This window comes from Novosphingobium sp. NBM11 (genome assembly GCF_015390225.1).
Taxonomy (GTDB): domain Bacteria; phylum Pseudomonadota; class Alphaproteobacteria; order Sphingomonadales; family Sphingomonadaceae; genus Novosphingobium.
Window position 1 is genome coordinate 136,905 of sequence record NZ_VUOG01000003.1, and the last position, 20,742, is coordinate 157,646.

At 64.8% G+C, this 20,742-nt stretch carries 19 protein-coding genes and 1 pseudogene; 12 read left to right on the forward strand and 8 right to left on the reverse strand.

Translation table 11 applies throughout. The annotated features are described in order from the left end of the window. Positions 1-68 precede the first annotated feature (68 nt). Positions 69-398: a lytic transglycosylase domain-containing protein gene (locus tag F1640_RS21005; protein WP_375336208.1), complete on the forward strand. Its 330-nt coding sequence runs from the start codon at positions 69-71 to the stop codon at positions 396-398. 29 nt (positions 399-427) lie between these two features. On the opposite strand, the gene F1640_RS21010 is transcribed toward F1640_RS21005, so the two are convergent. Continuing rightward, positions 428-934: a hypothetical protein gene (locus F1640_RS21010; RefSeq protein WP_047100311.1), complete on the reverse strand. Its 507-nt coding sequence runs from the start codon at positions 932-934 to the stop codon at positions 428-430. A 124-nt stretch (positions 935-1,058) separates the two neighbouring features. After that, a complete protein-coding gene (locus F1640_RS21015; RefSeq protein WP_047100310.1) occupies positions 1,059-1,529 on the reverse strand; it encodes a hypothetical protein in 471 nt (156 codons plus the stop codon). 365 nt (positions 1,530-1,894) lie between these two features. On the opposite strand from F1640_RS21015, the gene F1640_RS21020 reads away from it, so the two are divergent. The 10 genes from F1640_RS21020 (at position 1,895) to F1640_RS21065 (ending at position 10,791) form a co-directional block, all read left to right on the forward strand. Then, positions 1,895-2,215, forward strand: coding sequence for a TrbC/VirB2 family protein (locus F1640_RS21020; protein WP_030541416.1), 321 nt, complete (start codon positions 1,895-1,897; stop codon positions 2,213-2,215). A gap of 61 nt (positions 2,216-2,276) precedes the next feature. Further along, positions 2,277-2,567, forward strand: coding sequence for a type IV conjugative transfer system protein TraL (traL, locus tag F1640_RS21025; protein ID WP_007406717.1), 291 nt, complete (start codon positions 2,277-2,279; stop codon positions 2,565-2,567). Between the two features lies 1 nt (position 2,568). Continuing rightward, the gene (locus F1640_RS21030; RefSeq protein ID WP_047100309.1) at positions 2,569-3,135 is read left to right on the forward strand and encodes a type IV conjugative transfer system protein TraE; all 567 of its coding nucleotides are present in this window, start codon (positions 2,569-2,571) and stop codon (positions 3,133-3,135) included. Beyond that, positions 3,132-3,935, forward strand: coding sequence for a type-F conjugative transfer system secretin TraK (locus F1640_RS21035; protein ID WP_007406605.1), 804 nt, complete (start codon positions 3,132-3,134; stop codon positions 3,933-3,935). Before F1640_RS21030 ends, F1640_RS21035 begins: the two co-directional genes overlap by 4 nt. Positions 3,936-3,939: 4 nt before the next feature. Beyond that, positions 3,940-5,268 (forward strand): TrbI/VirB10 family protein, encoded by a 1,329-nt coding sequence (locus F1640_RS21040; RefSeq protein WP_047100308.1) that lies wholly within the window; start codon positions 3,940-3,942, stop codon positions 5,266-5,268. Next, the gene (locus F1640_RS21045) at positions 5,255-6,133 is read left to right on the forward strand and encodes a DsbC family protein (RefSeq protein ID WP_047100307.1); all 879 of its coding nucleotides are present in this window, start codon (positions 5,255-5,257) and stop codon (positions 6,131-6,133) included. The genes F1640_RS21040 and F1640_RS21045 overlap by 14 nt, the downstream gene beginning before the upstream one ends. Then, positions 6,130-7,161 carry a TraV family lipoprotein gene (locus F1640_RS21050; RefSeq protein ID WP_194921725.1) on the forward strand — a complete coding sequence of 344 codons (1,032 nt, stop codon included), beginning with the start codon at positions 6,130-6,132 and terminating at the stop codon, positions 7,159-7,161. The genes F1640_RS21045 and F1640_RS21050 overlap by 4 nt, the downstream gene beginning before the upstream one ends. A 1-nt stretch (position 7,162) precedes the next feature. Beyond that, on the forward strand, positions 7,163-9,754 hold the full coding sequence (gene traC / locus F1640_RS21055) for a type IV secretion system protein TraC (RefSeq protein ID WP_194921734.1): 2,592 nt from the start codon (positions 7,163-7,165) through the stop codon (positions 9,752-9,754). Between the two features lie 13 nt (positions 9,755-9,767). Continuing rightward, a complete protein-coding gene (locus tag F1640_RS21060) occupies positions 9,768-10,121 on the forward strand; it encodes a hypothetical protein (protein ID WP_170170750.1) in 354 nt (117 codons plus the stop codon). Beyond that, on the forward strand, positions 10,114-10,791 hold the full coding sequence (locus F1640_RS21065) for a type-F conjugative transfer system protein TrbI (RefSeq protein ID WP_194921743.1): 678 nt from the start codon (positions 10,114-10,116) through the stop codon (positions 10,789-10,791). The genes F1640_RS21060 and F1640_RS21065 overlap by 8 nt, the downstream gene beginning before the upstream one ends. Before the next feature lie 106 nt (positions 10,792-10,897). On the opposite strand, the pseudogene F1640_RS21070 reads toward F1640_RS21065, so the two are convergent. From F1640_RS21070 to F1640_RS21095, 6 genes and pseudogenes are all read right to left on the reverse strand, one after another. Then, a pseudogene (locus tag F1640_RS21070) lies at positions 10,898-12,469 on the reverse strand (Tn3 family transposase); the annotation flags it as partial. A gap of 175 nt (positions 12,470-12,644) precedes the next feature. Further along, positions 12,645-13,409 (reverse strand): IS6-like element IS6100 family transposase, encoded by a 765-nt coding sequence (locus F1640_RS21075; protein WP_001389365.1) that lies wholly within the window; start codon positions 13,407-13,409, stop codon positions 12,645-12,647. Between the two features lie 149 nt (positions 13,410-13,558). Next, positions 13,559-15,919 (reverse strand): TonB-dependent receptor, encoded by a 2,361-nt coding sequence (locus tag F1640_RS21080; protein WP_194921745.1) that lies wholly within the window; start codon positions 15,917-15,919, stop codon positions 13,559-13,561. A 187-nt stretch (positions 15,920-16,106) separates the two neighbouring features. Further along, complete coding sequence (locus F1640_RS25555; RefSeq protein ID WP_255530633.1) at positions 16,107-16,241, reverse strand: hypothetical protein; 135 nt, start codon at positions 16,239-16,241, stop codon at positions 16,107-16,109. Between the two features lie 163 nt (positions 16,242-16,404). Next, complete coding sequence (locus tag F1640_RS21090; RefSeq protein ID WP_185210334.1) at positions 16,405-16,935, reverse strand: GNAT family N-acetyltransferase; 531 nt, start codon at positions 16,933-16,935, stop codon at positions 16,405-16,407. Continuing rightward, positions 16,932-17,552, reverse strand: a complete 621-nt coding sequence (locus tag F1640_RS21095) for a recombinase family protein (protein ID WP_008832583.1) — start codon at positions 17,550-17,552, stop codon at positions 16,932-16,934. Before F1640_RS21095 ends, F1640_RS21090 begins: the two co-directional genes overlap by 4 nt. A 125-nt stretch (positions 17,553-17,677) precedes the next feature. Between F1640_RS21095 and F1640_RS21100 the strand changes: the two genes are divergently transcribed. Then, positions 17,678-20,569 carry a Tn3 family transposase gene (locus F1640_RS21100; protein ID WP_194921747.1) on the forward strand — a complete coding sequence of 964 codons (2,892 nt, stop codon included), beginning with the start codon at positions 17,678-17,680 and terminating at the stop codon, positions 20,567-20,569. Positions 20,570-20,742 lie beyond the last annotated feature (173 nt).

Below are 20,742 nucleotides of genomic sequence, written 5' to 3' on the forward strand. Positions count from 1 at the left end.
CGCAGCCGCAAGGATGGCCCAACGATCAGGCTTCTCATCCCCCGGCAGGTGGCCGGGAATTAATCGGAATGCCGGCCGGGATCAGGTCGGAATGCCGGCCGGGATCAAATCGGAATGGTGGCCGGCATGACCTCGGAATCCGCACGCGGTATCTGCGTCAGCAGCTCGACCGGTTCGGTGCCTATCACCTGGCCTTGGCGGCCTACAATGCCGGGCCCGGGCGCGTCAGGAACGGGAGTGTGCCGCGGATCGTCGAGACCCAGGATTATGTCTCGAACGTCCTGCTCAACTGGTCTCGGCTCAGCGGCATTTCGAGAGTTGCGACCATCCACACGAGTGCATCGCCGGCACCGCGCCGTGAACCATTCGTTCGCGCCGCCACGGTGTCGAGCTTCTGAGAAGTCGTGCCGATCGCACGGGTGCCGCGCTAGAGAAGCGGGTCGCGCCCCGAGCCGAATTGCGAGCGACGCTGGAGGACCGCCGTGATCTCGGTGACCATCCGCTTGATGACCGCCGACTGGAAATAGGTGCCCCACTCGCTGCGGATTTCGCTGCCGTCCATGCCCTCGAGCTCCTGAAGAGCCTCGACGAGCCGGTGGGGCAGACCTTTGAACAAGGTGCTCAGCATCGCCACGAGTGCGGTGAAGCGATCGTCCTGCACGAGCTCCATCTCGCGGGTCATCTCGACGCTGATGACTGCCTGCATGAGGTCGATGTTAAGGGCCCTGAGGATCGCCTGGAATTCCGGCAAGGTCATCGAGGCGCGCTTCTCCGGATCCCGGTGAAGGATCGTGCCGAGCCTGCTCTTCTTGATACCTGAGCGCAGCGCCATCGTCCGGATGCCGATGTCGTTGGCCTCCATCGCGCGCATGATCATCGGCACATAGTCGGCCGCTGCTTCAGCTTCTGCCTCGAGGGGCAGCTCCTGCTCCATTCGATTCGTAAGCGATGACACTTTTCGCCCCCGCAGTCCTTTTTGCGGACAGAGCGACACAATCAAACCTTATCGATCTTGGCAAGCCCTTCGAGAAAAGCCCGCGCACCCCTCACAACCGAATTTATCTAATTCGCACAACCTTTTCGCCCTCGTCACGACCACGCCCGCGCGCGCTTTTTGGCGGCTTTTGCTCGTCGATTCCGATCTTGCTCAACAGCTTGGCGGTGCCCTGCTCGACCACATAATCGAACAGCAGCATGGAGATAGCGTCGCCGACCGTCAGGGCCGATCCGAGATGCTTTTCGAGTCGCCGCTTGGCCTCCGTCAGGCTTTCCGCGCTCGTCTTCGTGATGCTTAGATGGATGCGGATCGGGCCCTTGGTCGGCACCTTCTCGAGGTGCTTGCGCAGCGTTTCCACGTCGTGCTGCTCGATCGCGCCTGCGGCGCCGGCGGTGGCGCGCGCGTTCACGAGGTTCCCGAGCGACTGGTAGCGCCGTGTCTGATTGGAGTGAATCCGCAGACTCTCGGTGGTCAGCCGAAACAGATACTCGGATACGTCGAGGGTGTACCCCCGCATTGCCTGCCCGCCCATTCCCGCATGTCCTTGCTTGCCTGGCTTCGGCTGAAGTCGCCAAGGTGAAGTGACATCGCCCTATACGACTCGTCCGGGGCGAGCCAAGTGTACCCGCACAGGGACTTGCCCGCAAAGCCGGACCTGGGTCCGCAACCGCGGACAGCGCGCCTGAAAGCCGGGACAAGGTGTCCGCGAATCAAGATGAAGAATCGTTGTTCGCGGACGATGTTTGGCTCTGCCGAAGGTTCTTTAGGCACGGCCGCTAGATAAATCCGCCGAGAGCCCGGCGGTTCCAACAAAAGCCGGTTGTAGCGAAAGTCGTCGGGGACCCACCCTTCAATTGGGCGCGGAGGTGCCGCGTCTCCATCGAAGGGAAAACTCTTATGCAGTCTCTGCTGAATCGGAGCGGGCGCATGGAGATGGCGATCCTCGCCCTCGCTGTGATGCTGTTCGCGCTCCTGTGGTTCGCCGGGCCGGCCTTTGCCGGGGCGGATACCACGTTCGACACGGCCCTCACGAAGTTCACCGACTTCCTCGAGGGGTCGGGCGGCAAGGTAATTACCGTGCTGTCGCTCGCCGGCGGCATCGTGGCGCTCGCCTCGGGCCGCTTCTCCATGGGTCAGATCGCCATTCCGGTCGGCGTCGGTGTCGGCGCCGGCACGGGCATTCCGATCGTCACCTCGACGGTGACGGCGACGATCTGACGCAACGAGCCTGGCGCGTCGGGGTGGCAGCCTCGGCGCGGCACAGGGGGAGGGTGGTGCAATGGCCGCAGACAAGTACGCGATCCCATCTCATCTGGACGATCCAGAACTGATCGGGCTGTGGACGCTGGATGAGTTCCTGGCGATGGTTACGCCATTCGTCTGGGGGATCATGACCCAGCACATCGTCATCGGAACGGCGTTGGCATTCGCCGGCTGGTGGGGATTGAAAAAGGCAAAAGCGGGTCGTGCCGCGTCTTGGCTGCTCCATCTGGCCTATTGGCATCTTCCGGCCGGCTTCACCGGCCTGAGGGCCACGCCACCCTCTTATCTCCGACTGATGGCGGGCTGAGATGGACCTCGCATTCAGCCACGCAAGCAACCAGCGGGTTCTTCGCCAGCGCAACTTCCTGGTCGTGGTCGCAGGCGCGCTTGCGGCGATAACAGCGCTGCTGCTCGCCTTCGGCATCTCGCGAGACCGCGAGATCGTCCTCCAGCCCGTACTGCGCTCGCCGGTGACCGTCAGCAGTGCCGGCGTCTCCCGCGAATATCTCGAGATGATCACGCGCGACGTGGTGGTGCTCACGCTCGACCGCAGTCCGCAAAACCTCGAATATTGGATGAACGCGGTGCTCGAGATCACATCGCCGCGCGTTCAGGGCAAGATCAAGTCCGACCTCCTCAAGATCGTCAACGAACAGCGCGGCTCCTCGATCTCCCAGTTCTTCACGATTGAGTCGATGGACATCGATCCCAAGAACCTGCGGTCCGAGGTGACCGGCGAGCTCCACACCATTGTCGGCAACAAGGTGATCTCCAGGGAGCGCCGCACCTTCCGCTACGACTGGGAGTATGAGGGCTTGTCGCTCCGCCTGGTCGGCTTCGGGATGGTCCGCACCGGCAAGGAGCAAGACAAATGATGGCTTTCTATGCCGTCGGCAGCGCTGCTGCAGGCACCATCCTCATGTCCCGCATCTACTGCATCCTGAGCAGGGTGGCGGGCGCCTGCCTGATCACGCTGGCGGTCTTCCTGTTCGCGCAGCCGGCATGGGCAGACCAAACGGTCGTGGCCGCCGACAGCGCCCAGGTCGACTGTCAGGCGTCGGCCAAGGACCTGACCCGGATCAGCCTGGTCGATGACGAGTTCGCGAGCGTGTCGAAGATCTCGACCGGCAACCCGCAGGACGACTTCTCGGTCGTCAACGAGCCAGTCCGGGGCGACATCTACCTGAGCGTGCCCGAAGGTTTCGGCCGCCCGGCGCTTTCCTTCTTCGGCACGAGCAAGCGCGGCTACGTCTACAAGTTCGTCTGCCGGATCGCCGGCGACCAGGCGGCGCAGGTGTTTGTGTCCAATCCGGCGATCGCCCGGGAAAAGGCAGCCGAGGGCTCGCCCCAGCAGGTCGCCGCCGGGCCGCAGGATGCCGCGGTCGAGCTCGTCCAGGCCATGTACGCCAACAGCGTCGCCGACGGCTATGAGATGCGGCAGCGCGCGCTGAAGCCGGTCTATGTCGGCAAGCTCAAGGTCCAGATGATCGCTGAATATCGCGGGCAGGACCTGACCGGCAAGGTGCTGCGCATCGAGAACACGGGCGATGCGCCGACCGAGTTGACCGAGCGCACGGTCGCTCCGGCAAGCGCGCTCGCCGTCTCCATCGCCGAGCCCAAGCTCGCCCCGGGGAAGGTCACGACGGCCTACCTCGTCTCCCAGAATGTGAGGTAAGCCCATGGCCTTCTCGGACATTTTCACTCGTAAGCGGAGGCCCCTCGACGAGGCGGAGGGAGAGGGGGTCTCGCCTGTCGGAGGCGAACTGGCGGGCAACGAAGCGGTGCGCCGCAAGCAGCGAATGCTGCTCGCCGGGGTCGCCGGCGTCGGGCTGGTTCTGTCCTCCATGTGGATCTTCAGCGGCGACGAAGGCGAGAAGGCCGCCGACGCCGATGGCGCCGAGAAGGTCGAGGTCTCGACCAAGGATCTGGTGAACCGCAACCTCTCGCAGCAGGAGTGGATGGCGCTCTCGGAAAACCGGTTTGAGTCCACCGAGAACCAGCTCAAGTCGGTGAACGGCCAGCAGGCGAGAATGGACAATCTCGCCGCTCAGATCGAAGCACTGAAAGGGCAGAACTCGTCGATGCAGGCCGACGGCCAGCGAGTGCTGTCCGCTTACCAGGCGGAGAATGAGCAGCTCCGCAAGCAGCTGAACGAGCGGCCTTCGGCGCCGCCCCCGGCGCCGGGCCCCGCGGCACTGTACGGGCGAGGTGGCCCGCAAGCCTATCAGCGGCCGGACGCGCCGGGCGAGGCCGGCGCAGCGCCTCCGCTCAGCCGCGCCGCCGAGGTCAAGATGGTCAGCTTCTCGTCTTCCGACACGGGGACTGCGTCCAAGGTGGCGAAGGGCAGCACGGTCTATACCGACAGCCCGAACTATCTGCCGCCCAACAGCTTCGCCTCGGCCAAGGTCATCGTGGGGGTGGACGCGAGCGCCGGCGTGAACAGCCAGACCGATCCGCTGCCCGTCGTTCTGCGCGTTACCGGGCCGGCGCGCTCGGTGCTGCAGAACGGCAAGCTCCTCACGACCAAGATCCAGGGCTGCCTCATCAACGGCGCGGCGCGCGGAGACCTTTCCAGCGAGAAGGTCTACGTCAAGCTGCAGAAGATGACGTGCCCGCAGCCTGGCGGCCGCTACGCCGTCTCGGAGGTCAAGGGCTTCATCGCGTTCGGCGGCAAGACCGGCGTGCGCGGGCGGGTGGTCAGCCGCGAGGGTTCGCTTGCCATGCAGGCGTTCCTCGCGGGCCTCGTCGGCGGTGCCGGCAACGCGCTCAACACGGCCTTCCAGCAGCCGCTGGCGACGATCAGCACCGATGGCGACGGTGGAACTAACCGCACGCCGAGCTTGGGCAATGTCGGCCTGCGTGCGCTCGGCGGCGGTGCCGCGGAGTCGGGCAAGGACGTCTCGAAATATCTGATCGAGCGCGCCGAACAGTACCAGCCGGTCATCGAGATGCCGACCGGCGTCGATGTCGAAATCGTCTTCCTGGAGGGTGTTTATGTCCGCAATTGATCGCTTGCGCCGGAGCGCGTTCGCGCGCCCCTGGAAGCTGCTCACCGGCGTCGCGGCGCTTGGCGCTGCCAGCGTCGCCCTCGCGGCCCAGGTCGCGGGTCCGAGCAGCGCCGAGGTCACGAACCTGCTCAAGACGCGCCTGCCGAAGACGCCCCTAACCCAGGTCAATTGCGAGAAGGTACGTGGCCTCTGCGAGGTGACGGCGGGGTCGAACCTCTTCTACGTCGACGCCGGCGCCCGCTACCTCATCATCGGCCGGGTCTATGACATGGAGACACGCCAGGATCTCACGGCCGCCCGGCTGCTCGAGATCAACCCCGACATGCTCGTCGGCGGTGCGGCCAAGGCCAATGCCGCGGCCGCGGAAGGCGAGGGCCAGGGAAAGGAAGCGGCCGCTCCAGCGCAGGCGAGGGTCGAGAAGACCGCGCTCCCCGCGCGGCCGACTAGGCTGGCGCTGGACGGACTTCCGAAGGACGGCGCGATCGTCTGGGGCAATCCGGCGGGGCAGACAGTCACGGTCTTCACCGACTTCCGGTGTGGGTATTGCCGCGCGCTGACGAACGTGCTGCGCAGCATGAACGTTCGGGTCGTCGAGCGGCCGATCTCCGTTCTCGGCAGTCGCGATATCGCCGACCGCGTCTATTGCGCCAGGAATCGCGAGGAGGCGCTACATGCCGCGTATGCCGGCGAGCCGCTCAAGAGCGGCCCGTCGTGCGATACGTCGGGCCTCGATGCGAACGAGGCCTTCGCTCACAAGCACGGCTTGAGCGGAACGCCGGTGATCGTGCGCAGCGATGGAGCGATGCTCGAGGGCTATCGGCCCAAAGAGTTCCTGCAGAGCTGGCTCAAGGACGCGCGCTCGTGAGCGCGCCGCGCCTCGGCCGCCGGGCTGCGGTCGCCGCGCTTGGCTTCGGCACGCTGATGAGCCTGAGCGGCTGCACGACCTTCGGCGGCAACGTGAAGGGCAGCTTCACCTGCCAGGCGCCGGACGGCATCTGCGCGCCATCCTCCACGATCGACGATCGCGCGCTGGCGATGATCTCCGGTGACGCCGGCGATGTCATGATCCCGGCAGGGCCCTATCCGACACCGGCACAACAGCCCCGTGCCCTGCGCACCGCTGTGGCAGCGCCGCTCTCGGACGCGCACGGGCAGGTCGCGCCGCGAACCCGCGAGAAGGTGCTCCGCATTGTGTTTCAGCCCTATGTCGATGACCGGGGCCGGCTGCATGAATCGAGCGCTGTCCACGCGGTCGTCCAATCCGAGTGGCAGGCCCAGGCGCTTGCGGATGCGACTCCCATCCCCGACAGCAGGTCGGCTGATGCACCTGTTCAGCTGAGCCTTGTCGATGCGGTCGAGCGCGAGGTTCCCGGTGTGGTGGACGTCGCCGCGTTCGACCCGAACATGCCGGACCCGGATGTGGTGGCGGCTGCCCGGTCCAGAAAGCCGGATCCGGTTGCAGCGATCAAGGCGGATGTCGCCAGCCGTCTGGCTATCAAGGTCAAGCCGGCGCGCGGCGCGCCGACGGCTGGAGCGCCCGCCTCGGCATCCTCAGCGACTGGGTCGCAGCAACCGACTGCGTCCGCCACGGCCACCAAGCGCGCAGCTGGCGGCGGCGAGAGCGCCGCGGCGGGCGTGCCAGCCAGCCGCCGAAGCGAGGCGCCGCCTCAAGTCAAACAGCGCTCGGAGGGTGCTCCCGCCACGAGCACTGCGTCCGGCCAGGAGGCAGCTGCGCGCGTGAAGGCGAGCCAAGAGTATCAGGAAGCGCGCGAGCGGATCGAGGACAGCGCGCGCGGCTCCGCCGGAGCGACGCCCGGGGTGGGGCTCACGACCCTGACGAGCCCCACCGTCCGCGCTGCGAGCTTCCCCGCGGCGGTTCCGGAGGACAATTGACATGAGCGCGAAGCCCCGTTTCTACGACAGCCTGCTCTCCGGTCTGTTCGGCGATAGCAAGCGGCCAGAGGCCGAGCGTCCGGACTTGGCCGTGCCGATGCTCGCGCATTGGCTGCCCTATCGCAGCTACGACCCGAAAACGGGCATCTTCTACAACTCCGCCTCGCGCGGATTCGTGATCGAGGTCTCACCGCTCGTCGGGGCGGATGAGCGTACCGGCGAGATCCTGACCCAATTCTTGTCCGAGGGCATCCCGGTGCCCGGATGCCTGCAGTTCCACGACTGGATGAGCCCGCGGATCAGCGAGCGGCTCTCCAAATGGTATCTGCCCCGCTACTCGGCGAGCGGCGTCTACGAGCGGATGGCCAAGCATCGGGTCGACTTCCTCACGGACGGCGTGTGGAACTCGCTTTCGGCCGATGCGCCATTCTGTCTTCGCAACCACCGCGTCGCCATTTCCTATTCGACGCAGGAAAGCTCGCGTGTCTCGGTCGAGGAAATCGTCGCCGTGATGGACGGCCTCATCTCCGTGCTCGGCTCGATCGGGGTCTCCGCGCGCAAAATGGATCCGGTCGCGCTGATCGGGTGGATCGACGACATCACCTCGCCGACCACGGCCGCGGGCGACGATGTCATCAGCTACAATCCGCTTGATCCCATCGCCGACCAGGCGGTGCGCCGCGACATCGAGATGAAGGTCGATCCCGACCGCATCCTGCTGCGGACGGAACGGTTTCGCCCGACCGGCAAGGAGGTCAACGGCGCGCCCGAGATCGGCGAGATCTATCCCGACGTATTCGACGTGCGCTCGTTCTCGGTCCGCAATCTTCCTCAGCGCTGGGCGCCCTGGGACTGCGCGCAGCTGATCGGCGACATGTTCGCCGACAAGCTGCGAATGCCGTGCCCGGTCTCCACGAACCTGTGCCTCGACTTTCCCGATCCCCAGTCCTCGAGCAACAAGGCCGGTTTCAAGTTCATGCGCACCACGAGCCTCGCCGACTCCAAGTCCGCGCGCTTCCTTCCCCAACTCCGCGAGCAGTCCCAGGAGTGGAAGTTCGTCAATGACGAGATCCGCCAGGGGCGCAAGCTCGTGCGCCTGTTCTACAGCGTTACGTCCTTCTCTCCCAAAGGGAAGGGAGACGCCAACGAGCGCGTCCTCAAGTCGGTCTACCGGGCCGCAGGCTGGGACCTGCTCGACGACCGCTACCTCCAGGTGATGGGCCTCTTGTGCGCGATGCCCATGACGATGGCGAACGGGCTGTCCCGCGACCTCGAGCGCATGAAGCGCATGCGGACCATGCTCAGCACGACCGCGGCGAACCTGGCTCCCATACAGGGCGAGTATCTCGGTGGTCACACGCCGCACCTGCTCCTGATCGGCCGACGGGGCCAGCCCTTCTTCTGGAGCCCGTTCGAGAACGCCGCAGGCAACCATAACGTGGCGGTGTTCGGCAAGTCGGGGTCGGGCAAGTCGGTCGCCCTGCAGGAGCTGTGCGCCTCGTTGTGCGGTGCGGGATCCAAGGTTGTCGTGATCGATGACGGCCGCTCCTTCGAGCACTCGGCCAAGCTGCAGGGCGGTGCCTTCGTCGAGTTCACGATGTCGAGCGGCTTCTGCCTGAACCCGTTCTCGATGATCGACGCCGCCCAGGCGGCCGAGGATGAGGACTATCTCCTCGACTGCATGGCGATGCTCAAGGCCATCGTGAACCAGATGTCCCGCCACATCGACCGGCTGACCGACACCGAGCGCGGCCTGATCGACGGCGCAGTCAACCGCGTCTGGGAGGCTAAAGGCAGGAACGGCTCGATCGACGACGTGATCGCCGCGCTCAACGAGACTGGCAACGAGCTTGCCTCGCATCTCGCCATCGCGATGATGCCGTTCTCGAGCGCCGGCACCTACGGCAAGTTCTTCCAGGGTGAGGTCTCGTTCGAGCTGCAGGCACAGCTCACGGTGTTCGAGCTGTCCGACCTGTCCTCGCGCGAGGAACTGCGCAGCGTCGTCCTGACCGCGATCATGTTCATGTCGCAGCAGATGATGCGGAAGGTCGACCGCTCGATTCCCAAGGCGCTGCTCCTGGACGAGGCCTGGCAGATGCTTCGCGGCGGGGCGATGGCCGATTTCATCGAAACCTACGCCCGCACGTGCCGCAAGTATGGCGCCTCGTTGGTGACGGCCACGCAGTCGCTCAACGACTACTACAAGTCGGCCGGGTCCATAGCCGCCCTCGAGAACAGCGACTGGTTCGTGATCCTCCAGCAGAAGCCGGAAACGATCGCCGACTTCAAGAAGCACGATCGCTTCGAGATGGACGACTATACCGACGCGCTGCTCCGCTCGCTCAAGCGCAACGGCTTCGAATATTCCGACATCATGATCAAGGGGCCGGAGACGCTGGCGGTCGGCCGGCTGGTCCTCGATCCCTTCTCTGCCGCGCTGTTCTCGTCGAGTCCGCGCACCTTTGCTGCCATTGAGGCGATGGTCGCCGACGGGCTCAGCATGGATGAGGCGATCGAGCGGATCGCATTCCCCGAGAACCCCGAAAAATGGACGATGCCCGCCGCTGATGCGGCGGCGATCGCTGCGGAGTGAACCCATGGCGACGATGCTCACAGAGCCGACCACGCCCAGCCCACGACGCCCGTCGCGCGGGCTCGATGTCGGCTTTCTGCTTTACTTCTACCTCCACATGGCAGGGTTCCTCGCGTCGACCCTGCTCATCACCTGGGGCCTGTTCGTCCTCTTCTTCCTCGCCATCGGCGGCTTCTCGTTCGACGGGATGATGCACCAGCTCGACAATCTCGCGAGCCGGTACGTCGCCGCCGACGCCGCTCGCATCACGTCATTCCGGCACGTCCTGATCGTCGCGCACATGCTTCTCGCGGCCGCGGTCATCTTCTTCCGCCGGCACAGCATCCTGCCTTCGCGCGATCCCAAGGGGAGCAACACCGATGTCTGATCAGCCCCAGCTCGACCTTCAAGCTCCTCCGATGGCGCCGAAGGCCGCTGCGCCGGCCCGTTCGGGGCGTGGATTCGGCGGATTCACGCGGGCTCAGCTGGTGATGGGCGCGATTCTGATCGTCGCACTGATCTGGGCGATGTGGGTGACCAAGGCCCTCGTCGAGCCCCGGGAGGAGCACATCGTCAAGGCGAGCCTCTCCAACATCGTTGGCGAATATGTGAGCGCGCAGGCGCGCTCGGCGTCGCCGCCCGGGCAGGTCGAGGCCGAGATGCGCGCCTTCATGTCTTCGCTCGACCACGAACTCCAGCGGCGCGGGGCCGGGGGGCAGGTGGTGCTGGTCGGCGAGGCGGTGCTGACGAAGAACGTGCCCGTCATCACCGACAGCCTGCGCAAGGCCGTCTATGCGAGCGGCGTTCGCCAACCCCGGCCGGCGAGCGCCCAGGAGATGCAGCAGCTCCAGCAGCAGATGGCGCCGGGACCGGCGACGCCATCGATGCCCGGCGGGCCCGCTGCCGCTGCCGGCGCAACGCTCGAGCCGATGGCGGCCGTCCCGGCCGGAGCGGTGATGCCGCAGGCCGGCTCCGGCGCCGGCGCTGCGCCTCCCGCGGCAGTCCCCGGGGCGGCGATCACCACCTTTGGAGGTCCCGATGGCAGAGGCGGTCAGTAATGCGACGGCCGCCCCCTGGCGGCCGCGCAAACGACTTTGGGGCCTGTATGGGGTGACTACACGAAAGTGACGTATCTGCACGGAAAGGGCGAACGGATAGCGAACGTCACGCGGCAAGTAGGGAGTTGACGGCGCGCAGCGGTCGCAAGGCGTCCGGATCGGGTTGATCTTCAACATTCCAGCTATAGTCACCGGTCAGCGAGATATGCTCCCAGCCCAATGGCGCGATGTGGCGTGCGATTTCGTCGGCTGTGCCGATGTCCGCCAGCGCCATTTCGAGATAGCGAGTGTTCCACAAGATGATGGCGGCGACGAGCAGGTTGAGGCCGGAGGCGCGATAGGTCTGGTTCTCGAACCGACGATCGCGCAGTTCGCCGAGCTGGTTGAAGAAGAGCGCGCGGGCGAGCGCGTTGCGGGCTTCGCCTTTGTTGAGGCCCGCCTGGGTGCGCCGGCGCAGGTCGATGTCGCGCAGCCAGTCGAGCATGAAAATGGAGCGTTCGAGGCGGCCCAGCTCGCGTAGTGCGAGGGCCAGTCCGTTCTGTCGCGGATAGGCGGACAAGCGGCGCAGCATTGCCGAAGCAGTGACGGTGCCGGTGCGGATCGACGTGGCGAACCGCAGCAGTTCGTCCCAATGCGCCGCGACATGACCCAATGCGATCGGTTCGGCCGTCATGCCGGCAAGCAAGGGGCCGGATTCTTGGCCGGGAAGGAGGTGTAAACGACGCTCCTTGATGTCGCGCAGGCGCGGCGCGAAGCGGTAGCCGAAGAAGGGCATGAGGCCGAACACATGGTCCGATGCCCCGCCCGTATCGGTGTAGTGCTCCTCGATCGTCAGGCCGGTCTGGTGATACAGCAAGCCATCCAGCACATAGGGCGCTTCGCCAGCGGTCGCCGCGATCACCCGACTTGCGAAGGGGTCATATCGATCCGAGACATGGGTGTAGAAGGCAACGCCTGGTTCGTTGCCGCTGCGCGCGTTGATGTCGCCGATCGCGGCCCCACGGCCCCCGGCATGAAATTGCTGTCCGTCGCTCGACGAAGTGGTGCCGTCTCCCCACAGCGCGGCGAGCGGCATGGCGCGATGGGCGTCGATCAGCCTTCCCAACGCTTCGCCATAGGCGGCTTCGCTGATGTGCCAGTCGTGAAGATGGGCGAGCTGACGCAGACTTGCGCCCCGGCAGGTTTCCGCCATGCGTGTGAGGCCGAGATTGATGCCATCGGCGAGGATGACCGTGAGCAGCGCATTGCGATCGTCGGCTTCCCGGCCCGAACGACGATGGATGAAGCATTCGCTGAACCCGGTCCAGGCATCGACCTCCAGCAGAAGATCGGTGATCTTCACGCGCGGCAGTCGATCATAGGCGGCGCGACGGGCAATCTCGGTGGCGGGCGGTGTTGCCGCCTTCAGCGGCGAGATGATGAGACCGTTTTCGTCAAGCTTAACCTGGGGCAGCTCCCCTTGCCGTGCAAGGACCGTTACCTGCTCGATCGCCGTGTCGAGCCTGGTGCGCCGTTCCTCGATATGGCGCTCGAAATCCGTTTCGATGGCGAGCGGCAACGGCCCCTTCTCGCGCAGCGCCGCAAAGGTCGCCGGCGGTATGAGATAGCTGTCGAAATCGCGAAACTGCCGGCTTCCCGCGACCCATATATCCCCGGCTCGCAACCGCTCGCGTAGTTGGGGTCGGTTCCGGCTGAGGGCGAAATGACACCCTAAGCGAAACGGCAAGAAGGGGTGGGGAGCGGACATCGCGCCCCCGCCTTGCGTCATCCTGAACTTGTTTCAGGATCCATCGGGCGATGGCTCTGTTGCAAAGATTGGCGGCAGTCAGAGGTAGGCTGTCGCTCTGCGCCGATCAGGCGGCTGCTGCGAAATGGTGGTTGAGCATGCCCATGGCCTCCGTCAGCGCCGAGGGCCCAATGCCAAAAGCTCTCTCCACAAGGCGCACCTCGCCCCTGATGCCGGGCTGCAGGCACCAGGGGCGAGCCTGTCCTTTGCGCAGGGCTCGCATGACTTCGAATCCCTTGATCGTGGCATAGGCCGTGGGGATCGATTTGAAACCGCGCACCGGCTTGATCAGTATCTTGAGCTTTCCGTGATCGGCCTCGATCACGTTATTGAGATACTTCACCTGCCGGTGGGCCGTCTCCCGGTCCAGCTTTCCTTCGCGCTTCAATTCGGTGATCGCTGCACCATAGCTCGGCGCTTTGTCGGTATTGAGCGTGGCAGGCTTTTCCCAGTGCTTCAGGCCTCGCAGGGCCTTGCCCAGGAACCGCTTCGCTGCCTTGGCGCTGCGGGTCGGCGACAGGTAGAAATCGATCGTGTCGCCCCGCTTGTCGACTGCCCGGTACAGGTAGGTCCACTTGCCCCGCACCTTGACGTAGGTTTCATCCAGGCGCCAGCTCGGATCAAAGCCACGCCGCCAGAACCAGCGCAGCCGCTTCTCCATCTCCGGGGCGTAGCACTGGACCCAGCGATAGATCGTCGTATGGTCGACCGAAATGCCGCGTTCCGCCAGCATTTCCTCAAGGTCGCGATAGCTGATCGGATAGCGACAATACCAGCGCACCGCCCACAGGATCACATCACCCTGGAAATGGCGCCACTTGAAATCCGTCATCGTTCCGTCCGTCCAATCTCCGCCAAGCATGCTCAAGCTTCACGATTTTTGCAACAGAGCCGGTGAGGGACATAGTCTTCTCCGTGGGCGTGGGGGTGTTCGGGGGGGTGTTCGCGGGGGCGCCCGACGGTTTGCGCGGTCGGGCCATATCAGTTGAACCGGTAGCGGACCGTCAGGCCGTAGGTGGCGGGCATGCCGGCGAAGCGGGTGGTGAAGTCCGAATTGCGGGTGACGCCGTTGACATAGAATTTGTTGGTGATGTTGCGGCCCCACAGTTCGAGCCGCCAGCGCTCGTCCGACGCCTCGATCCCGGCGCGCAGGTCGACCAGCGCATAGCCGTCGATCTTCAGCCCGGCCTCGAGCGCGGCCACCGCCGGATCGCCGCTCAGCAGCGCGCCCGTCGTCGAACTTCGCGCGGTGATCGTGCCGCCGAGGAAGGCGTAGAGATCGGCGAAGGCCGGGAAGCGATACTGCGCGTCGAGGCTGCCCTGCCAGCGCGGGGTATAGGGGAAGCGCTGGCCGACGAAGTCGGACGGCGTGCCATAAGGGCCGGTCGGGTTGATCGGGTTGCGATCGATCCGGGTGTCGACATAGGTGCCGCTGGCGGTGAGGGTGAAGCCGGCGACCGGCCGCAGGGTCGCGGTGATCTCGGCGCCCTGGATGTGGTTCTTCGGGATCGACACCAGGCTGGGCAGCGGACCGAACACCGGATCGACCAGGAAGCCGACGAGCTGCTTGTCGCGGTAGCGATAGTAGAAGGCGGCGGCCTCGACCTGAAGCATCCGGCCGAAGCCGAGCTTGGCGCCCGCTTCGAACGCCAGCACCGACTCCTGCGGCACCGGCCGGAGCTGGACCGCCGACGAGGCCGGCAGGGTCGGGAAGCTGCCCGACTTATAGCCCTTGGTGACGTTGGCGTAGAGCAGGCTCTGACTGTCGAGGTTCCAGTTGAGGCTGGCGCGCCACGACAGATTGTCCTCGTTCAGCTTGCCGGTGACGATCGGCGCGGGGAGGAAATTGGCGCCCAGCGTACCGCAGCCGCCCAGCGGGATCGTCTGCGGCGCGCCGGTGAAGATGGTGCTGAGCAGGCCAAGCGCGGCCGAGATCTGGCCATTGCCATTGTCGCGGACGCAGCCGGCGAAGTCGCGCTTCTGGTCGGTGTAGCGAACCGACCCCTGCAGGACGAGGCGGTCGGCCAGCGGCAGATCGAGGCTGGCGAAGACGGCCTTGGATTCGATCTTCTGGTCGTTGTCGACGAAGAAGGAGTCGAACGTCGCCGGGCCGACAGCGGTGCCCGATGTGATCATCGGATCGAAGATCAGCCGTTCGAACACCTTGTCGTGCTGGTAATTGCCGCCGACCATCCATTTGAGGCCCGAGGGCGTGTCGCCGGTCAGCCGCAATTCCTGCGCGAAGGTCTTGATCCGTCCGGTATCGTCGGAGACGCCCGATGAGAAGGTCGTGCCGTCGAGGTCCAGCGGGATGCTCTGCCGGTAATCGGCATAGGAGGTGAGCGAGGTCAGCGTGACCGCGCTGCTCAGGTCGACCTCGACCCGGCCGGAGATGTGATAGAGCCGGTCGTCGCGGACAAAGTCGCCATTGGGATCCCAGGCGGCGGCGCGCGGCGAGCGCGGCGACACCGGGAAGGTCGCGAGCGGGAAGGGAACCGGCCGCGCCATCGGCCCGGTCAACAGCGGCGTATAGGCCACGGTCTGCGGCTGCTGCGTGTCCGACGTGTCGTGCCACGCGGTGGCGACCAGTTCGGCGCGGATCGTGTCAGCGGGCTTCCAGTCGAGGATCGCACGGCCGTTGACGAAGCGGCGACGGCCGATCGTGTCGCCATTGGTGTAGCCGCGCTGCCAGTCGCCCTGGCGTTCGCCGCGCACCGCGATGCGGCCCGACAGGGTCGAGGTCAGCGGACCGCTGACAAAGGCTTCGCCGGTGATCTCGTTGAAGCGGCCATAGGAGGCCTCGACCCCCGCCTTCAGTTCGTCGGTCGGCTTGGCCGCGATATAGTTGATCGCGCCGCCGGTGGAGTTCTGGCCGAACAGGGTGCCCTGCGGCCCCTTCAGCACCTCGACCCGCTCGATATCGAGCATTGCGCCGCGCGTCATCGCCGAGAAGGGCAAGGGCTGCTGGTCGACATAGACCGACACGCCGGGGCTGACGCCGAGCGTCGTGTCGTTGAAGCCGACGCCGCGCAGGAAGAAGACCGGCAGACCGTAGACGGTGCGCTGGAAGGTGAAGCCGGGAACGAGCTTTTCGAGCTGCTCGCTGCTGGTCACGCCCAGCGACTTCAGATGATCGCCGGTCGCGGCGTTGATCGACATCGGCACGTCGCGAAGCCGCTCGGCGCGCTTCTGCGCGGTGACGATGATGTCGCCGGTGTCGACGCTGGCCGCGTCGGCCACCGCCGTTTCGGCGGGCGCTGTCGCCTGCGCCAGAGCGATGCCACTCGACGATGCCAGGGCGGCGATCGCCAGGCCGCGGACGATGGTGCTGAACTGCTTCATGATCCCCTCCTCCAGGTTCGACTGTCCGTCGAATCTCTTCGGAGAGTTTTATGAATGAACTCTCATAAAACTACAATATGAGAAATCTCTCATCTTTGAATTTTTGATGCGGCGAGGCGACTTCCGTCAAGGCCTCGGAAAGCAAGATACTGAAAATTAACGAAAGTAATTCAGCGGATGCCGCCTCTTACCGGGCTTGGCCCAGCTTGGATTCGAAATAGGAGCGCATGATCAGCGCCATTTCCTGCTGAATATCCACCCCCGCACCGCCGCGTTCGAGCGCATAGGCCGCCTTGAGGATCTGCAGCGCGACGATCGCCACGACCTTCGTTTCCGATGCCGGGACGTGGGGGGCCTTGCTGGCCAGAAGCGAGGCCAGCTCGGCCTCGAATTCGTCATGCGAGCTCGGGCGAAGCTGGAAGGGGGCGTTTGCGGGAGGGGGCGGAATCCTACGCCAAGCTCGCCCAGATAGCCGGCGCGAGATCTTACTTGTTGCTGCCTTCTACGGTCGCGCCAGAAAGGCGACGGCTCAGTTCTATCCGGCGATGGCTACGCATTTTGAAGGTGTCTGGCCCAACGCGCCGATACTCAATGAAGCCGAGAGAACGCCAAAATCGCTCTGCCGCTTCATTCGCTTCCAGCACGGCCAACCGAATCTCTGTGGCACCTCTCGCAGCGGCCCAGCTTTCGACCGTCGAGTAAATTGAGCGTCCGACGCCACGACCACGCTGTGCGGCATCTACGATCATGAAGCCGAGATACCATGTGCCATCACGCGGATAATCGCGGAGGATGGCCGCGATTGCATATAGGCCGCCAGGCCCCTTCCATCCCAGGACAGCTTGATTGTGGGCGCTCTTTTCGGGCGGCACATCGGAGAAAAGCTCGCGAGCACCGTCCAGCGTGGGCGCGGCCCCGTCCTGCAACAGGAAATAGTCGCTGCAACGGTTGTACAGGTCTGCAACGTCTGCGGCGTCCGCTTGGGTAAGTTTGATCGGGGCTCCCGTCATCATCATCGCGTTTTGGCAGCAAGCACGCGCTGACCGTAATCCCGGAGTTCCCCGTTGGGACCGACATAGCGGTAGAGAGTGACGCGCTCGATCCCGAGTTCCTTGCAGAGGTCGGAAACGGACGTGTCGCGTTGGGCCATAGCAGCCTGAGCGAGCCGCACCTGGGCCTTGGAGAGGGCGAACTTGCGGCCACCCTTGCGTCCCCGCGCGCGGGCAGCGGCCAGGCCAGCCATGGTGCGCTCGCGGATCATATCCCGCTCAAACTCCGCCAGTGTGGCAAAAATGCCGAACACCATCCGGCCCGATGGCGTCGTGGTGTCGATCTGCGCGCCCTTGCCGGTGAGCACCCGCAGACCGATACCGCGATCCGACAGATTCTGCACCGTGCTGACCAGGTGGGTGAGCGTTCGGCCGAGCCGGTCGAGCTTCCAAACGATGAGGACATCGCCGTCGCGCAACGATTTCAGGCAGGCGGCAAGACCGGGGCGATCATCACGGCTACCGGATGCACGATCATCATAGATATTGCCTGGCTCGACACCGGCAGCGCGAAGGGCATCGTGCTGCAGGTCGAGCGACTGCGAGCCGTCGGCTTTGGACACGCGGGCGTAGCCGATCAGCATGGATCACAAACGAAGGTTTGAGGCGGTGACGAACATGAGCACATAAGATTGGGCTATTGTGTATCTTAACCAGCATCTCAATCAAGCTATCTCAAACCGTAGCTCGGAAAGAATAAGGAGCATGTATGCCGCGTCGCGTGACCCTGACCGATCGACAGCGCGAGGCGCTGCTTCACTTGCCGGTCGATCAAGGTGAGCTGCTGCGGCACTATACCCTCAGCGATGAGGATCTCGGGCATATCCGCCAGCGCCGGCGCGCCCACAATCGTTTTGGCTTCGCGCTGCAACTGTGCGTCCTGCGCTACCCGGGCCGGGTGCTCGCTCCTGGCGAGTTGATCCCGGCGCAGGTATCGGATTTCATCGCGGCCCAGCTCGGCCTGACCAGCGACGATCTACTCCTCTATGCCGCGCGCGAGGAGACCCGGCACGAGCATCTGGCGGACCTTCGCCGAATCTACGGCTATCGCTCCTTTTCGGGGCGGGGCGCACGGGATTTGCGCGAATGGATCGCTCGGGAAGCCGAGGCGGCGACATCGAATGAGGATCTTGCCCGTCGCTTCGTTGCGGAGTGTCGCCGCACCCGCACGATCCTTCCCGGCTCCTCGACGATCGAGCGCCTTTGCGCCGATGCGCTGGTTGAGGCCGAGCGCCGGATCGAGGATCTTATCGCCCATCGCATCACGCCAACCCTGAGCGAGAATTTGGCTCACCTGTTGGAGGATACGGTGGATGGTCGCGTCACGCGCTTCGTATGGCTGCGACAGTTCGAGGTTGGCGCAAATTCAGCAGCCGCTAACCGGCTGATGGATCGACTGGAATATCTTCAAAGGTTCGATCTTCCGGCGGATTTGCTGGACGGCGTGCCGGCGCATCGTGTGACCCGGCTTCGCCGGCAGGGCGAGCGCTATTACGCCGACGGCATGCGTGATCTGCCCGAAGACAGGCGGCTTGCGATCCTCGCTGTCTGCACCCTGGAATGGCGGTCATCGCTGGCCGATGTCATCGTGGAGACCCACGATCGCATCGTAGGCCGTCTCTATCGGGCCTCCGAACGCCTTTGCAACACCAGGATCGCCGACGCAAAGGCGGCCGTTCGGGACACGCTGAAGTCCTTTGCCGAAATCGGTGGTGCTTTGCTTGGAGCGCAGGACGATGGCACGGCCCTGGACGGGATAATCGCCACCGGGCCTGGCTGGGAACGGTTCAGAACCCTTGTCGCCACGGCCTCCGCGCTGACCAACGTGCTCGCGGCCGACCCGCTCAGCCGTGTGCTGGACGGCTATCACCGTTTCCGCCTCTACGCGCCCAGGATGCTGCGCCTGCTCGACATGCAGGCGGCGCCGATCGCCACGCCTCTTCTGGCGGCCGTTGCGATGCTGCGTAACGGGATCAAGGTCGATCCGCCGGTGGATTTTCTACGTCCCAACTCGAAATGGCATCGTCATCTTCGCGCTGAGCCCAGCGGCGACCACCGGCTTTGGGAAATCGCGGTGCTGTTCCACATCCGCGACGCCTTCCGGTCCGGTGACATATGGTTGGCGGGATCGCGCCGCTATGGCGACCTCAAGCAGCTTCTGGTCCCGCCACAGGCGATAGAGCAGACCGCGCGGCTCGCCGTGCCGCTGCGACCCGGCGAATGGCTGGCCGAGCGCAGGGCTCGACTGGATACACGGCTGAAGGAGTTTGGCCGCGCGGCGCGAACCGGCACGATCCCAGGCGGCATCATCGAGAACGGCAAGCTGCACATCGACAAGCTGAGGGCCGACACGCCCGAAGGGGCCGAGGATCTCGTGCTCGATCTCTATCAACAGCTCCCGCCCGCGAGGATCACCGATCTGTTGCTGGAAGTCGATGAGCGAACCGGATTTTCCGAGGCGTTCACGCATCTGCGCACCGGCGCGCCCTGCAGCGACCGGATCGGCCTGATGAACGTGTTGCTGGCGAAAGGCGTCAATCTCGGTTTGCGCAAGATGGCGGCGGCGACCAACACGCACAGCTTCTGGGAATTGCTGCGGATCGCGCGCTGGCATGTCGAAGGCAGCGCCTATGATCGGGCGCTCGCCATGATCGTGGAGGCCCACGCCGCCCTGCCCATGGCCGCCTTCTGGGGACAAGGGCAATCGGCATCCAGCGACGGGCAGTTCTTCCTTGCTACCGAGCAGGGCGAGGCGATGAATCTGATCAACGCGAAATATGGCAACGTCCCGGGCCTCAAGGGATACAGCCATGTGTCCGATCAATATGCGCCGTTCGCAACCCAGGTGATCCCGGCAACGGTCAGCGAGGCTCCCTATATCCTGGACGGGCTGCTCATGAATGACGCGGGCCGCCGCGTTCGCCAGCATTTTGCCGACACGGGCGGCTTCACCGATCATGTGTTCGCCGCCTGCGCCTTGCTCGGCTACAGGTTCGCCCCCCGTATCCGCGATCTCCCTCAGAAAAGACTCTATGCCTTCACGCCCAACGCGACGCCGGCCAATGTGCGAGCGCTGGTCGGAGGTAAGATCAATGAACCGCTCATCGAGCGCAACTGGCCCGACATCCTGCGCATCATGGCGACGATCGCAGCGGGGATCGTCGCCCCCAGCCAGATTCTTCGCAAGCTCGCCTCTTACCCGCGCCAGAATGAGCTGGCCCTCGCATTGCGAGAGGTGGGCCGCATCGAGCGAACCCTGTTCATGATCGACTGGATTCTTGATGCCGGCCTCCAGCGCCAGGCTCAGATCGGCCTCAACAAGGGTGAGGCCCACCACGCCCTAAAGCGCGCCATCAGCTTCCACCGCCGAGGTGAAATCCGGGATCGATCCGGCGAAGGCCAGCACTATCGCATCGCCGGAATGAACCTGCTCGCCGCCATCATCATATTCTGGAACACCATGAAGCTCGGCGAGGTCGTCAATACCCGGGCCGCCAGCGGTACCCATATCGCGCCTGATCTACTCGCCCACGTCTCGCCGTTGGGATGGGAACACATCAATCTAACCGGGGAATATCGCTGGCCCAAATCCTTAGCGTAGGATTCCGCCCCCTCCCGCAAACGCCCCCGGGATGGGCAACCAGCTCACATATTTGGCGAGCAGGGTTCTACCTCGATCGTTGGTCAATCGGATTGCCGCCCTCCCATATCGGCGCCCGTAGAGCGGCACCACATAAAAGGGGCAGGAAAGCCTGCGAATAGCATCTGCTGGCA

Excerpts from the sequence above, each read along its gene's own strand:
- F1640_RS21005 (WP_375336208.1), top strand. The coding sequence starts at position 69 with ATGCCGGCCGGGATCAGGTCGGAATGCCGGCCGGGATCAAATCGGAAT.
- F1640_RS21010 (WP_047100311.1), bottom strand. The coding sequence starts at position 934 with ATGGAGCAGGAGCTGCCCCTCGAGGCAGAAGCTGAAGCAGCGGCCGAC.
- F1640_RS21015 (WP_047100310.1), bottom strand. The coding sequence starts at position 1,529 with ATGGGCGGGCAGGCAATGCGGGGGTACACCCTCGACGTATCCGAGTAT.
- F1640_RS21020 (WP_030541416.1), top strand. The coding sequence starts at position 1,895 with ATGCAGTCTCTGCTGAATCGGAGCGGGCGCATGGAGATGGCGATCCTC.
- traL (WP_007406717.1), top strand. The coding sequence starts at position 2,277 with ATGGCCGCAGACAAGTACGCGATCCCATCTCATCTGGACGATCCAGAA.
- F1640_RS21030 (WP_047100309.1), top strand. The coding sequence starts at position 2,569 with ATGGACCTCGCATTCAGCCACGCAAGCAACCAGCGGGTTCTTCGCCAG.
- F1640_RS21035 (WP_007406605.1), top strand. The coding sequence starts at position 3,132 with ATGATGGCTTTCTATGCCGTCGGCAGCGCTGCTGCAGGCACCATCCTC.
- F1640_RS21040 (WP_047100308.1), top strand. The coding sequence starts at position 3,940 with ATGGCCTTCTCGGACATTTTCACTCGTAAGCGGAGGCCCCTCGACGAG.
- F1640_RS21045 (WP_047100307.1), top strand. The coding sequence starts at position 5,255 with ATGTCCGCAATTGATCGCTTGCGCCGGAGCGCGTTCGCGCGCCCCTGG.
- traC (WP_194921734.1), top strand. The coding sequence starts at position 7,163 with ATGAGCGCGAAGCCCCGTTTCTACGACAGCCTGCTCTCCGGTCTGTTC.
- F1640_RS21060 (WP_170170750.1), top strand. The coding sequence starts at position 9,768 with ATGCTCACAGAGCCGACCACGCCCAGCCCACGACGCCCGTCGCGCGGG.
- F1640_RS21065 (WP_194921743.1), top strand. The coding sequence starts at position 10,114 with ATGTCTGATCAGCCCCAGCTCGACCTTCAAGCTCCTCCGATGGCGCCG.
- F1640_RS21075 (WP_001389365.1), bottom strand. The coding sequence starts at position 13,409 with ATGACGGATTTCAAGTGGCGCCATTTCCAGGGTGATGTGATCCTGTGG.
- F1640_RS21080 (WP_194921745.1), bottom strand. The coding sequence starts at position 15,919 with ATGAAGCAGTTCAGCACCATCGTCCGCGGCCTGGCGATCGCCGCCCTG.
- F1640_RS21090 (WP_185210334.1), bottom strand. The coding sequence starts at position 16,935 with ATGATGATGACGGGAGCCCCGATCAAACTTACCCAAGCGGACGCCGCA.
- F1640_RS21095 (WP_008832583.1), bottom strand. The coding sequence starts at position 17,552 with ATGCTGATCGGCTACGCCCGCGTGTCCAAAGCCGACGGCTCGCAGTCG.
- F1640_RS21100 (WP_194921747.1), top strand. The coding sequence starts at position 17,678 with ATGCCGCGTCGCGTGACCCTGACCGATCGACAGCGCGAGGCGCTGCTT.